Genomic DNA, 13,012 nt, shown 5'->3' on the forward strand with positions numbered 1-13,012 from the left:
AATCGTGACCGGCGCCGCCTTTGGCTATGTGACTACGCATCTTGCGGGGTGGGTCCATTGACCGGCATCGACACCGCCCAGCTCAAGCAGTTCGTCGTCATCCCGACGCTTCAGCAGATGGGCGCCGGCATGGCGAGCATGGCCGCCATCAATCTCGTGGTTGGCACAGCCCTTGCCGAAAGCAACGCGGCCTTTCTGCGCCAGGTGACGAACTCGGGCTTTGGCCCGGCGCGTGGGCTCTGGCAGATGGAACCCTTCACCCACGATGATTGCTGGTCGAACTGGCTCCGCTATCCGCCCCAATCGAAGGCAGCGACCGCGATCAGGGCCATGATCGGCAATCTCCCCGCCGAGGCCGATCTGATGATCGTTCATCTGGCCTATGCCTGCGCCATGTGCCGCGTGAAGTATTTCCGCGCGCCAACTGCCCTGCCCCGCTTCGACGATGCCGCAGGCCTGAGCCGGTACCACAAGCAATTCTACAACTCGGCGCTCGGCGCGGCTGATCCGGTCGCGAACGTCGCCCGCTTCCGTGAGGCCATCCGCTCATGAATTTCGACTGGCAAACTGCCTTTGCCCAGATCCTGCCCTTCGTCCCGGCTGCCTATGCCGGCGACATTGCGACGATTGGAACATTCCTGATCGCCCTTGCAGCCGTGGTCGCGCGCTACTGGCCCCGACCGGCTGACGGCTCGAAGTGGCTGCCGCTCTATAACCTCGTCAATGGTCTGGCCCAGAACCGCAACAAGGCGGCCAACGCCGACGACGCAAAATCCTGACTGACGACACCGACAGTCGGGCCGGGATCTATCGTCACCATCCGAAAGGAAGAACCGTGAAACGACTTTTTGCCCTCTTCACGCTGATCGGCCTTGTCGGCCTGACAGCCTGCTCCAGCGTGAGCCAGACCGATCTCCGCAAGGCCGGTTACGCCACCATACAGGCATACAATGCCACGGCGCCTCTCGCCCTCGCCTATGCCCGGCAGCCGAGCGCGGACCCCGACATCAAGGCATCGATCAAGACAGCCAGTGCCGACGCGATGAAGGTCATCACCCCACTCGGGACCGATCTTCAGTCGTCCAATCCCCTCACCGCGCTTGAAGTGTCCGCCGCAACCGCAGCCGTTGCCGCACTGCAGGCCAGGATCGCCACGGAGGCATCGAAATGAACGCAGCACTCATCGCCGCAATCGTGCAGGGCGTGGTCGCCGCTTTCGAGGAAGTACCGAACATCCTCCAGGTGATCGAGGATGCAGTCGCTGCCAGCAAATCGGGTGATAGACCGACGACCGAGCAGATCGCCGCTGCGCTCAAGCAGGCGCAGGCCACGGATGCCGCTATTCAAGCTTCGTGACGCCTCTTTCCATGTCATTGGCGGCGTCACGAAACTGGAAGATCGCTAAGTATAAAATCAGAGTTGAGGCATTCCGCCATGCACCGGAAGCAAGGCTCCGGTTGTATAAGTGTTATCAGGGTCTGCCAGATAGACATAGGCCCCTGCCAGCTCGGAAGGCTGACCCGGACGCCCCATGGGAGCCTGCGAACCGAATTCCTTGTGTTGGTCGGCGGGCATACCGGTCGCAATGAACGGTGTCCAGATCGGCCCCGGAAGCACTGCGTTTACTCTAATCCCCTTCTCAACGAGGCTACCTGCCAGCCCAACGGTGAAGTTGGCTATTGCGGCCTTCGTCATCGAATAGGGAATCAAGATCGGCATCGGCGTTCTTGTATTCACCGACGACGTATTGATGATGGATGCGCCGGGCTTAAGATGAGGCAGAGCTGCCTTCGTCAGATAGAACATGCCGTGCACATTGGTATCGAAATGACGACGCCATTCGTCTTCGGAGATATCGAGCAGACTCTCGCGCGGACACTGGAAGGCTGCGTTGTTTACGAGAATGTCGAGCCGACCATAGACGGCCAAAGTGCTCGTTACCAGCGTCGCGCAGGTTTCGGCGCTTCTGATGTCTCCCGGCAGAAACAGGCATTTTCCGCCCAGTCTTTCGATAGTCACTGCGAGATCTTCGGCGTCTGGGCTTTCCTCGTCGAGATAGGAAATAGCGACATGGGCGCCTTCCTTTGCGTAGGCAATCGCAACAGCACGGCCGATACCGGAATCACCACCGGTGATCAGAGCAACGAGCCCGCTTAGACGCCCTTTCCCCTCATAAGAGTCCACGCCGTAATCGGGCTGGGGTACCATGTCGGCTGAGAGGCCGGGAAAATCCTGGGGCTGCGTTTCAAACGGCGGCTTGGGATGGCGGCTTCTGGGATCGATAAGAGACATGCTGAGTACCAATTCTGCTGGGTGCGGCAAACCAACGGGCCAGCGATGAAACGGTTCGCAGACAAAAATACTGATCTTCTGCATTCGCTTGGGCGTCGCCAGGCATCGAGAGGCTCGCTGCCTGGACCGTATCGCGGCATACGGCCGAATGGTCCGGTTCCCTCCATCGAGATAAGAGCCCGTGCACAGTCGAGGTGCTTTACCAAATTAAGCAACTATACCAGGAAAGCAGCAATCTCATGACTCATTGATCCAGATATGAAAATTCGGTCCAGACTTCGGAAGAAAGCTGAAATCAAGTGATCCATATTGGCTGACGTAAGAGGAGACGACCCATCTGAAGTCCACCTGTCCTCAGGAACCATGGCAGGTCACCTGTTGATGATGAGCGTATTCCGATCCAGACTATGTCCCGGCAATCCAAGCAATCACGTCGCAGCGCGCCACGACAAACGTCCGGCCGCGTTTTTCAGAGTTATCCGTGTTGCCGCCACCGTCACGTTCCGGCTACCAGTCCCATGCCTGAAAGCTGGCCTAAATCTGCAGGAAGCGCAGCGTTACGTTTCGTCCCATGAAGCATCAATTATGGTATGGATGACTGTTTCTCGAGCCTCCTTGTGAGGCACGATCAGTGTTACATCGCAGTAGTTACGGATACTGCATTGCGTGATGAGACTATCTCGTAGGATTTCCGGTATGTCCGCAACATCGAACATCCTGCCACCACCAAATTCCTGGCAATAGCTCTCTGTGCCTATGCCGTGGCATTGCACGAGTTTCAGTTCCAGCTGTGTCGGGCGGTTTGCCCTGCCATCCTGACGAGAGGCTACGCCAGCCAAAGAAAGGGCAGAGAGCATCAGCGGCACAACAACATAATTTCTTCGCATTTCACCTCAACCAGTCGTTGCTGTTAAGGGGAGTGTAAAACGTTAAACAAACGTTTCACGAGCGGAAATCTACTTATCGAAGCATATCATGCACTTGGCCTGCTTTTCCTCGGAAGGATCAGTTTTTTTAAAAGCACGAGGATGCAAGCGACCAGCAACAGATCAGCGATAAAGAGCACTCTGTCCTGCAACCAACATGTTCCCTCCAGGTCGAGGAACTGCAACATGCACGAGGTGGCCCATACTAGGGCGGTCACACAAAAGAGAAGGACAGATTTCATCATATCCGGGCGCATACCCCCTTTTAAAACAACCTGAAAGTTAATTATTACGATTCTATAATATTTTAGAAGCAACACAAAGTTTGCAGGCAAATTCAGCCGGTTACTCTCGTCCTTCGGCCGCCGCTCGGTGGCCTTCCACGCAGCCTGAACGACTTTACATATATCCCCGCAAATTCTTTCGTCCTTATTTGCCGTAAGCACTCCATCGCACGACATGTTCGAGCCGCATGCGCTCAAAAAACCGCTTGTGATAATCTCTAGGATTTTTGCGAATCTACATCTGCCTATGCCGTCTCTCTCGGAATATAGAGTAGTCCACGTCAGACAGTTGTGGCTCCGTCGGCACGGTACTGTCACGTTTACTGTGGAGTGTTAGACACGGGCGATGAGAACGTCATCTGTGAGCTACAAACGGCACCGTTTTCCGTGTGAACTGATCGCTCATGCGGTGTGGCTCTATTTCCGCTTTCCCCTGAGCTTTCGTCTTATGGAAGAGATGCTTCTCGAGCGGGGCATTGTCGTCTCGTATGAGACGACCCGTCGATGGAGCCTGAAGTTCGGGGCAGCCTATGCCCGCTCCCTGCGATGCAGGAAGGCTCGGCCTAGTGATCTCCGGCATCTGGACGCAGTGCGGATCGTGATCCGTGGTAAGCCCCACTGGCTGTGGCGCGTAGTCGATCAGGACGGCTATGTTCTCGACGAAATCCTATGGAGCAGCGAGACGCAAACTTGGTCGCTTGATCCGGTATCTCTTGCATAAGGGGCTGAATAGTCGGGCGGAGAACAGTCATCATCCTTTGCGAAAACGCGAACGCATCATGCAGAAGTTCTGTTCACTGGGCAGATGTCAGCGCTTCGTGCCCGTCTTCTTAGCCATCCGAAATCCCTTCGTCCCGTCCGCGTCCATCACCTCCGCTCTTTCTCGTCACATCCATCGTGTCCGGGCTCTCGCCCAATCGAATAACGCGACCGCTCTCAGCGCCTAAATACTCATTCCCCGGGCACCGCCTACTTCATGTCCCTTAGCGTGACATCACCGGTTCCGGGGCTCTCTTCCCATTTTGCAAGCGAAAATGCAGCGGGAAACCGCGATGAAATTACTCGCGTAGACGACTAACTGCATACGGATACTGTCAGAGCAGGATGGGCCCTTCATCCTCGTTGTTTGATCCCCAGTTCGCCGGGTAGAAGATACCGAAACGAGACGCGAGCTCTTTCTGGCGCTCTTCGAATATAATCCCGTTTTCAAGGCCTTCAGGCCCCAGCAGTGCCGGGAATTCCTGCGGGATTCCGCCTGTCTCGCTGTTCCAGACAGGGTTGAAACTCATGCCGACAAGACCGGCCGCTTCGACCCGCGACTTGAAAACGTCTGAACAGAAGCATTTGAGCGAATGTCCAAAGAGGGTTGTTCTGAATACGGGAGGCGCACCGGTAATTTTGTCCTCATGAAAAGCCCATTTTTTAATGCCCGACCACACGAGCGAGATGTTTTCGCCATAACTTGCGCTTGTCCCTTCGAGCCGCTCCTTATCCACGCAATCAAGAAATTCCGTGCAATTGAACCAGACATAGTCTCCGTAAGCGGAGTGGATGGGCAGCATCTCGGCACATCGATCGATCAGATCTCGCAGTAGCTCTGTTGCATGCGACGTGAAGGCAACCGCGTTGGGCCCGAAACCAACGATATCTGCGGGAACGAAAGGGAAGGAGATTTTTGTTTCAGGTGCGGTCCAAGGGCCGGCTGAACGCTTTTTCAATATCTCCACAACACGGTTATATTCGCCCCTGGTAGCGATTTCTAAATAACCGACAGGGCCCTCATTTGCGATTTCGTAAACGGTCAGGCTCATTACTGGTTGTCCTTAGCTATGAAGCCCTTCTCTGCGGTCCGCATCATAGTCTGGGCAATATCCGCTTTTACGTCACCGCTGTCATAGGTGAGATTGTCGCAGAACGTACGGAGGGAGTTCATAACATGATCGCTGCCTGCCTTGAATCCTGCATCGCCGCCGGTGATGTCACGTTAACTGATGTGAGGTAGGTGACGCCCGGGGGATGAGTATTCAGGCGCTGAGAGCGGTCGCGTTATTCGATTGGGCGAGAGCCCGGACACGATGGATGTGACGAGAAAGAGCGGTGGTGATGGACGCGGACGGGACGAAGAGATTTCGAATGGCTGAAAAGACGGAGACGAAGCGCTGACATCCGCCTGGTGAGCGGAATTTCTACATAATGCGCTCGCGTTTTCGCAGGGGCAAATGGCTGTTCTCTGCCCTGTTGTTCAGACCCTTATGCGAGAGATGCCGGATCGATAGAGCAAGTTTGCGCCTTGCTACTCCATAGAGTTTGAGCTTGTCAGTGATCATGCGACTGGGGCGCACCCCCTGCCGTTCCGAAAGTCGGGTCAACAGACGTCTGGCTGCTTTGGTGTTCCGACGGGGCTGCAGGATTTCGTCGAGAGCATAGCCGTCCTGATCGACTGTGCGCCACAGCCAGTGGGGCTTACCACAGATCACGATCCGCACTTCGTCCAGATGCCGGAGATCACTAGGCCGAGCCTTCCTGCATCGCAGGGAGCGGGCATAGGCTGCCCCGAACTTCAAGCCTCATCGACGGATCGTCTCATACGAGACGACAATGCCCCGCTCGATAAGCATCTCTTCCATAAGACGAAAGCTCAGAGGGAAGCGGAAATAGAGTCACACCGCATGAGCGATCAGCTCGCTCGGAAATCGGTGTCGTTTGTAGCTCATAGATGACGCTTTCATCACCCATGTCCAACACGCCACAGTTAACGTGACGGCTCCCCTTCCCCGATAGTCGAGCGATATCGACATGCGGATCGCAAAGGTCACGTCTTCTTCTGTGGCTGGGGTCAGGCCTGTCATGGACAAGAACATAACATGAACGCGGCTAGAGAGTTAATTAAAAGCAAATCCATGCGCGAGTCGTCATGAGCGAGAACAAGCCATGAACAAGCTGCACGGATTTTGCACGGATCAGGCCATACGACTCTAGACCAGAGTAAATCGGTTTAGATCGAGAAAAGGCGGGTGTAAGACCCGGTGATCTCCAAAAAACGGCTATTTTCTGCGGGTGAGGATGGTGGGTGCGACAGGGATTGAACCTGTGACCCCTGCCGTGTGAAGGCAGTGCTCTACCGCTGAGCTACGCACCCATCCTGCGGTGACGCGTCTCTAGCAAAGGGCAGGAGACGCGACAAGATGCAAAACGAAAAAACCTGATCAGAAGCCAAACATATGATCGAGCGAGAAGCCACCTGCCCCGTTTCTCTGGCCATGATAGCCAAACAGGCGGCACGACATGTCACGAATCAGCACGTAGCCGCCAATCCCAGCCTCGGCGAGTTTTTCGGCACCGAAAATCTCATGCGGCCAGACCATGAACGACCCTGACGCATTGATACTGATCTTGCGGCGCTCAAGCTCCACACCGACGTTGGAATAAAGATGGAGGATGGTTTCCGAAGCCTCCGTCCCCTCTACCGATGCGGGATGGATAAGGCAGGAGAAGCTCTCATGTCCCTCTTGACCCAGCTTCAGGAACAGGCGTGTCGTTAGACCTGGCGGCGGGCCGGAATAGGATTGCGGCTCGGAGCGCCAGGTCATAAGCGTATTGAAGATATGACCGCCGAAACTCGTCTCGGCTGAATGGCCGTTCTCACGGTTCTCATAGCGCATGAGGGCATGCATCCAGCCATCGCCCTCGCCACCATCGCGAAAATCATAGACAAGGTCCGCATGACCAGCACGATCAGTCAGTTCATGCAGGGCAATTGCTGTCTCGTGGTTACGTGGGAGGTTGCCGAGGAATTTCTGTCCGACCAGCGTTCCTGACTCGTCGAAGATATCCAGTCGCAGCGGCAGGCTGGTGATTTTTTCCGACATCGGATTCGGCTGCACGACGCTCGTGAAATGCCGTGGGTCGAGAATGGGAAATGGCAGCACAAAGCCGCGCCCCATCGATTTTGGGAGCTTGCGCAGTGACGGCTCGGGCGACAGATCGCGACGCTCGACATTGAGATGCGCGATACGTGTCAGGGCGCCCTGGGTGATTTCATAGCGCGGCCGGACAAGGTGGTTGCCCGAACGCAGTTCGAGCTGGGCTGGCCAGACGATACCTGTCATCAGCGCGCCCACATCGAGCGCATAGGTCGAGAACGGCCCAACCGCCACAGGCACCTCGAAATGCTTTTCCTCGCCCATCTGATTGATGGTGATCGCCCCGGCAGGGATCGGTGTTGCATGGCTGTTCTGAATCCAGAGCACCAGCTTCTCACCGTCACGGGGCGCAGGAAGTGTGGCAAAGCGCGGCGAGGGCCAGGCATTGGCATCATGCGTGACCGAAAGGCTCGGCTCACCATTCTTGCCATAGGTATCGAGTGCGTATTTCACGACATCATGCCCGCGCGCGCCGAGAACATGAATGAAAAGCTGACCACAGAATGCGGGCAGATTGAAGCGCTCGCGTATGACAGCGCTATCCACCACGATACCGGCAGGCGCGTCGGGCACTTCTTCCTGCCACTCGGCCAGGATGACACCATTCTCGTCATAGAGGCGCATCCAGTAACGCACATCGACTGCGTCGTAGTTGCACCAGTAATTGGCCGTCACCAGACGCGTGCTGAGTCGTGAGTCTTCGCGAAAGAAAGCGAAATTCGTCGCGAAATTCAGCTTGTCGAGATAATTGCGCGGATTGCTCAGCATCCAGTCGGGCAGTTTCGCGGGCTCGAGCGAAAGCACCTGCTGGTTGGAATGTGTCACGCGGGCAAGGCGTGACAACATTTTTTCATGCTCGAATGACAGCGCCAACACAGTTGTCGCATCGCCCGCAGAGAGGTCTGTCAGGGCATGCTTAGTGCCACCCAGCCCATCCGGCTGGCCAACCTGCTCGCTGTCATGCGTATAGACGCCGGCGTTCGGCTTAAGGCCCGGATAAAGTGCGACCAGTGTGCGCAGCCAGTTAGCCGGGTCGTAAACCGCGAAAGCGCCCCCTTCTGCCAGTGTCGTTTCCAACCTCCTGAGGGCCTCACTCGCCACCGGATGGGCAAGCGCCTTGTAGAGGATGTTTCCGCCGCCCTGAGCGTCGAAGGTGATGATATCGAGCATGGTCGTCCTGTACCCGTTTTCTTTATTACGGACCCCGCCACTCCTGCTTTAGAGAGCGAGACGCCGAATCATTTCATCTGCCCCTCTGCCGGTATCGTCAAGCGGCGTTACTGACCAGGGGGCCCATTCACCAGTAAAGGGACGAACGCGGTCGGCTTCTGCCAGAGTGCGCACAAACGCTGAAATACGGCGCGACCGACCTGGCAGATCGATAATCATGACAGGCGCATCGGTTGCAGCGGCTTCAGACATCATCGAGACGCTGTCGGTTGTCACCGCAATGGTGTCTGCACAGGCCAGCAGCCCGTGATAGGGGTTCTCTCCCTCCCCGTCCCAGATCCAGGCGGGGTGCGCGGCGAGCCTTTCCTTCAGCACATTCAGCGCCTCTGGGTCGGTGCGGCGCGACGGTGTCAGGGCAACGGCAACAGGAGCGCTGTTCATGATCCTGATCAGATGATCGGCGAGATCTCGTGCCTCAGTCACGCCAAAACCGAAACGGCCATTGGCGCCGCCAATCAGCACACTTAGCAGGGCCTTGTCAGGCACAGCCAGACGCGGCTGCCATTTCACCCGTGCAAGGTCGAGCTTCGCCTTTGTCACACCATGAAGCGCTGTGCGCACCGACACGATATTCGGTCCGGCGATCTCATCATGCACATTGGCGATGATCAGATCGAAGTGACGGGCCGCCATGCGCGGGTTCTGGATCTGCACCAGAGGCAATCCCGTTCGCTTTTTGACCGCAGCGGCAACGGCGCCCCCCGTTCCGCCGACGCTGACAAGCAGCTGCGTCTCTGGGGGCAGGTCGATTGGCACGGTTGCGCGCAATGGCGCAGGACAGAACCGGGTGGGAATACGCCTCCAGACTCCCTCGATACGGACCGGATGGAAATGCCATTCCAGTCCTGCCCGTTCGACAAGACCGCTCGCTTGGGCGCGCATTCCGGCAAAATCTTCAGCAATGATGGCTACACTCATAACTGAACAATTCCTTCACCCGCAGAACTTTGGCAAGAAGCAGTCATGACCGAAGCTTTCTCGACCGACACACCGCTTTTCGACCCTCTGATCATCGCCGGACTGAAACAGGTTGGTATCGACAAACCAAACGAGGTGCAGACCCGCGTCTGGCCGGAAGTGCTGAGCGGCAAGGATGTGCTGCTGATCGCACAGACCGGCTCAGGCAAGACCGCCGCCTATGCGGCGCCAGCGTTCCAGCATCTGCTCGCCACCAAGGACACGCGTCAGCCGGGTGCCCCCCGTGTGCTGATTCTGGCCCCCACACGTGAACTCGTCACCCAGATTGCCGGAGTCTGCCGCCAGATCGGCAGAAGACTGGCCTTCCGCACCCGCCTGCTCTGCGGAGGCCTGCCGAAAGATGCCCAGGTCGAGGCTCTGGCAGAGGGCGTCGATATTGCCGTGGCGACCCCGGGGCGGCTGATCGACCTTCTCATGAGCGGCGCCTGCCGGCTTGATGCGACGACGATGCTTGTGATCGATGAGGTCGATCAGATGCTGGATGAAGACTTCCTGACCGCCATGGATGAGATCATCCCGCATCTTCCAGACAGGCGTCAGGCCATGCTGTGCTCGGCAACACTCCCGGCTGCCGGGCGGGCTCTGGCCAATCGCCTGCTCTACAAGCCGGTCACGCTCGAATTCGCCACCCAGACCGTAACGCCGCGACGCATCAAACAACGGGCAATGTTCGTCGAGACGGAAGAGAAGCCGGCTACGCTCACCCGGCTCTGCGCCGAGACAGAAGGACGCCAGATCGTCTTTCTGCGCACCAAGGCCTCGGTCGACCAGATCGGCAAGCTTCTGCGCAAGGCGGGACTGTCCATCGCCGTGCTGCATGGTGACCTTGCCCAGGGGGCAAGACAGAAAGCGGTCGACGCGCTTCGCGCCGGGCGGGCTCAAATTCTGCTGACCACAGACGTTGCCGCGCGTGGGCTTGATATCGATGACGTGGCTCTGGTCGTGAATTACGACCTGCCAGAAAAAGCCGAGACCTATGTTCATCGCATCGGTCGAACCGCCCGCGCAGGCAAGAGAGGCGCCGCACTCGCCTTCTGCACACGGGATGAACGCGTATTGCTGCGCGCCATCGAAAAAGAGATCGGCTATCGCATCAGCATCGTTTCCTGAGAGGGCTGGCCTTGAGGTTTGTCATGACAGGGGTCTAAACTCTTCGTTATGACCCCTCCCAAGGCCCGACTGATGGACAGCGTCGCGATTCTGGAAAAGCTTGTCGCGTTCGACACGACAAGCCGGAACCCCAATGTGCCGCTGATCGAGTGGATCGAATCCTGGCTCGATGCGCATGAAGTGCCCTATTCGCGGCATCGCGGGCCGGAAGACGGCAAATGGAACCTGCACGCCATTCTGGGACCCCAGGAGAAGGGCGGACTCGCTCTTTCCGGCCATGTCGATTGCGTGCCGGTAGAGGGACAGGACTGGTCGCGTGATCCGTTCACCCTGACCGAAAAGGACGGCAAGCTTTACGCACGTGGTGCTGCCGACATGAAGGGTTTCGTCGCGGCCATGCTGGCGGCCGTTCCGGCCATCAAGGCGCAGACACTCAGCAAACCCGTGCATCTGTTTTTCACCTTCGATGAAGAAATCACCTGCAACGGCGCACGCTATCTCATCGAAGATGTGAAATCGCGGGATCTGATGCCGGATTTCTGTGTGATCGGTGAGCCCACACTGCTCTCGCCGATCATCGCTCATAAGGGCCGCTTTACCATACGCGTCAACATCAAGGGCCGGCCGGCACACTCCTCACAACCGGCGCTGGGCGCGAATGCCCTGCATGCCATGGGGCGCGCCATTGCTGAAATCGCAGCCATGGCCGATGAATTCGAGCGCGACGGCCCGCATGTCGGCGGCTTCGAGCCCGATCATACAACCATGCAGGTAGGGCTCGCGCAGGGCGGCAGCATCCTGAACATCGTACCCGAACAGGCGAGCTTCGAAATGGAATGGCGCGCTGTTCCGGGCGACAGCAATGAGGCGATTTTTGCGCGCATCCGCCATCGCCTCGCTCCTATCGACCAGGCCCTGCGTGACGCCTGGCCTGAATGCGGTCTGGAATATACCGCCCTCGTCGATCTTCCCCCTCTGGCACTCCCTGAAAGCGCGCCTCTCGTTTCACTTCTTCAGCAGATTACGGGCCGCAATAGCGCGGGTTATGTCTCGTATGGCACGGAAGCGGGCATCTATCAGCAGGCAGGATTGCCGACCATTGTCTGCGGACCCGGCGATATTGCCCAAGCCCATAAGCCCGATGAATGGATAGAGCGCGACCAGCTGACGCGGTGCGAGATCATGATTGAGCGCCTCGTGCGACAGGTCTGCCTGGCTCCATGAGTTGTGGGGCTTCACCGCGGGACCATCATCCGGTGCGCAAGCGTCGCCAGCGCCTGCTTCCCACGCTCGCCCTGCCCCGCCGTCTGCCAGACTTTCCCATCCTGATCGAAACGCCCGACCTTACCCCCTGGGAAAAAGGCAACAACGGCATTGCCGGCGTCATTGAACGCGATAGCGGTCTGCCTGGCCCCGAGATAACCGTAGTCTCTCTCATTCACGGCAACGAGTTTGCCGGGGCGGCAGCTTCAGACCGCCTGTTGCGCGAGGATATCCGCCCGATTTGTGGCGTGCTGCGCTTTGTTTTTGCCAATATGGCGGCGTTCCGGCGTTTCGATCCCGAACACCCTACAGCGTCACGTTTCATTGCTGAAGATCTCAACCGGGTATGGTCGCATGACCGTCTCGACCTTCCCCCCGGTTCTGTCGAAATTGAACGGGCAATAGAATTACTGCCGATCATTCAGCGCAGCGATCTGCTACTCGATCTGCACTCCATGCTCTGGGAGTCAGCGCCGCTCTTCATCTCGCCACAGACCGAGCGCTCCATTGCGCTGGCCGGGATGCTCTCATCGAGATCGGACACACAGTTTCTCACCCTCACCGATCTCGGTCATGTGGGTGGCGCCCGTCTGATCGAGCATGAGCGATTTATGGCGGCTTCAGGCGCACCTGCCAGCGTTCTGCTCGAAGCCGGGCAGCACTGGCGCCCCGAAACGGTGGAAATCAGTACCCGTGTGATCAGGCAGTTTGTCGATAATGCTGCTTTTCTGCATTTCGGCGCGCGACATACCGACAATGGCGCTGCGCATCAGGCCACAGTGACCGATAACGTCGTCGCAAGAAGCGCGAGCTTCGCTTTCACGGAGCCCTATCAGGGCGGCCATGTGATCCAGTCGGCAGGAACGGTTATCGCCACCGATGGCGAGGACGAAATCTGTACGCCCTACGACCATTGCGTGCTGATCATGCCCAATCTCTGTGTCAGGCGCGGCCAGCTTGCCGTGCGTCTCGCACGACGTCTCTGACAGCCGCCCCGGTCACGGGG

Annotated in this window: 12 protein-coding genes, 1 tRNA gene and 2 pseudogenes; 8 read left to right on the forward strand and 7 right to left on the reverse strand. The window is 57.7% G+C overall.

Annotated elements, in window-relative coordinates; genetic code table 11:
* The 4 genes from AA105894_RS11320 to AA105894_RS11335 form a co-directional block, all read left to right on the forward strand.
* Window positions 1-552, forward strand: a 552-nt coding sequence (locus AA105894_RS11320; RefSeq protein WP_306414312.1) for a hypothetical protein, incomplete at its 5' end; no start/stop codon positions are given.
* On the forward strand, window positions 549-779 hold the full coding sequence (locus AA105894_RS11325) for a hypothetical protein (RefSeq protein ID WP_267311816.1): 231 nt from the start codon (window positions 549-551) through the stop codon (window positions 777-779). The genes AA105894_RS11320 and AA105894_RS11325, both read left to right, overlap by 4 nt.
* A gap of 56 nt (window positions 780-835) precedes the next feature.
* Window positions 836-1,171 (forward strand): hypothetical protein, encoded by a 336-nt coding sequence (locus AA105894_RS11330; RefSeq protein WP_267311817.1) that lies wholly within the window; start codon window positions 836-838, stop codon window positions 1,169-1,171.
* On the forward strand, window positions 1,168-1,356 hold the full coding sequence (locus tag AA105894_RS11335) for a hypothetical protein (protein WP_267311818.1): 189 nt from the start codon (window positions 1,168-1,170) through the stop codon (window positions 1,354-1,356). The genes AA105894_RS11330 and AA105894_RS11335 overlap by 4 nt, the downstream gene beginning before the upstream one ends.
* Before the next feature lie 57 nt (window positions 1,357-1,413).
* Here AA105894_RS11335 and AA105894_RS11340 read toward each other — a convergent pair whose 3' ends face one another.
* Window positions 1,414-2,292 (reverse strand): SDR family oxidoreductase, encoded by an 879-nt coding sequence (locus tag AA105894_RS11340; protein ID WP_267311819.1) that lies wholly within the window; start codon window positions 2,290-2,292, stop codon window positions 1,414-1,416.
* Between the two features lie 557 nt (window positions 2,293-2,849).
* On the reverse strand, window positions 2,850-3,179 hold the full coding sequence (locus AA105894_RS11345) for a hypothetical protein (protein ID WP_267311820.1): 330 nt from the start codon (window positions 3,177-3,179) through the stop codon (window positions 2,850-2,852).
* Between the two features lie 669 nt (window positions 3,180-3,848).
* On the opposite strand from AA105894_RS11345, the pseudogene AA105894_RS11350 reads away from it, so the two are divergent.
* Window positions 3,849-4,449 (forward strand): annotated as a pseudogene (locus AA105894_RS11350) (IS6 family transposase).
* A 147-nt stretch (window positions 4,450-4,596) separates the two neighbouring features.
* Here the strand turns inward: AA105894_RS11350 and AA105894_RS11355 are convergent.
* The 5 genes and pseudogenes from AA105894_RS11355 to AA105894_RS11375 all read right to left on the reverse strand — a co-directional run bounded on the left by AA105894_RS11355 (window position 4,597) and on the right by AA105894_RS11375 (window position 9,573).
* Complete coding sequence (locus AA105894_RS11355) at window positions 4,597-5,313, reverse strand: imm11 family protein (protein ID WP_267311821.1); 717 nt, start codon at window positions 5,311-5,313, stop codon at window positions 4,597-4,599.
* A gap of 213 nt (window positions 5,314-5,526) precedes the next feature.
* A pseudogene (locus AA105894_RS11360) lies at window positions 5,527-6,231 on the reverse strand (IS6 family transposase).
* Window positions 6,232-6,566: 335 nt separating this feature from the next.
* Window positions 6,567-6,641 (reverse strand) — tRNA-Val (locus AA105894_RS11365).
* Window positions 6,642-6,708: 67 nt separating this feature from the next.
* Complete coding sequence (locus AA105894_RS11370) at window positions 6,709-8,595, reverse strand: hypothetical protein (protein WP_267311822.1); 1,887 nt, start codon at window positions 8,593-8,595, stop codon at window positions 6,709-6,711.
* Window positions 8,596-8,643: 48 nt separating this feature from the next.
* Window positions 8,644-9,573: a mitochondrial fission ELM1 family protein gene (locus AA105894_RS11375; RefSeq protein WP_267311823.1), complete on the reverse strand. Its 930-nt coding sequence runs from the start codon at window positions 9,571-9,573 to the stop codon at window positions 8,644-8,646.
* A 45-nt stretch (window positions 9,574-9,618) separates the two neighbouring features.
* Between AA105894_RS11375 and AA105894_RS11380 the strand changes: the two genes are divergently transcribed.
* The 3 genes from AA105894_RS11380 (at window position 9,619) to AA105894_RS11390 (ending at window position 12,992) form a co-directional block, all read left to right on the forward strand.
* A complete protein-coding gene (locus AA105894_RS11380; RefSeq protein WP_267311824.1) occupies window positions 9,619-10,743 on the forward strand; it encodes a DEAD/DEAH box helicase in 1,125 nt (374 codons plus the stop codon).
* A 72-nt stretch (window positions 10,744-10,815) separates the two neighbouring features.
* Entirely contained in the window at window positions 10,816-11,967 is a 1,152-nt protein-coding gene (gene argE, locus AA105894_RS11385) for an acetylornithine deacetylase (protein WP_267311825.1), read from the forward strand.
* Window positions 11,968-11,999: 32 nt separating this feature from the next.
* Complete coding sequence (locus tag AA105894_RS11390) at window positions 12,000-12,992, forward strand: M14 family metallopeptidase (protein WP_267311826.1); 993 nt, start codon at window positions 12,000-12,002, stop codon at window positions 12,990-12,992.
* Window positions 12,993-13,012 lie beyond the last annotated feature (20 nt).

Source organism: Asaia spathodeae NBRC 105894, assembly GCF_025994195.1.
In the GTDB taxonomy this organism is placed as follows: domain Bacteria; phylum Pseudomonadota; class Alphaproteobacteria; order Acetobacterales; family Acetobacteraceae; genus Asaia; species Asaia siamensis.

Bases quoted from the DNA above. Each gene is read 5' to 3' on its own strand.
- AA105894_RS11325 (WP_267311816.1), top strand. From the start codon at position 549: ATGAATTTCGACTGGCAAACTGCCTTTGCCCAGATCCTGCCCTTCGTC.
- AA105894_RS11335 (WP_267311818.1), top strand. From the start codon at position 1,168: ATGAACGCAGCACTCATCGCCGCAATCGTGCAGGGCGTGGTCGCCGCT.
- AA105894_RS11340 (WP_267311819.1), bottom strand. From the start codon at position 2,292: ATGTCTCTTATCGATCCCAGAAGCCGCCATCCCAAGCCGCCGTTTGAA.
- AA105894_RS11345 (WP_267311820.1), bottom strand. From the start codon at position 3,179: ATGCGAAGAAATTATGTTGTTGTGCCGCTGATGCTCTCTGCCCTTTCT.
- AA105894_RS11355 (WP_267311821.1), bottom strand. From the start codon at position 5,313: ATGAGCCTGACCGTTTACGAAATCGCAAATGAGGGCCCTGTCGGTTAT.
- AA105894_RS11370 (WP_267311822.1), bottom strand. From the start codon at position 8,595: ATGCTCGATATCATCACCTTCGACGCTCAGGGCGGCGGAAACATCCTC.
- AA105894_RS11375 (WP_267311823.1), bottom strand. From the start codon at position 9,573: ATGAGTGTAGCCATCATTGCTGAAGATTTTGCCGGAATGCGCGCCCAA.
- AA105894_RS11380 (WP_267311824.1), top strand. From the start codon at position 9,619: ATGACCGAAGCTTTCTCGACCGACACACCGCTTTTCGACCCTCTGATC.
- argE (WP_267311825.1), top strand. From the start codon at position 10,816: ATGGACAGCGTCGCGATTCTGGAAAAGCTTGTCGCGTTCGACACGACA.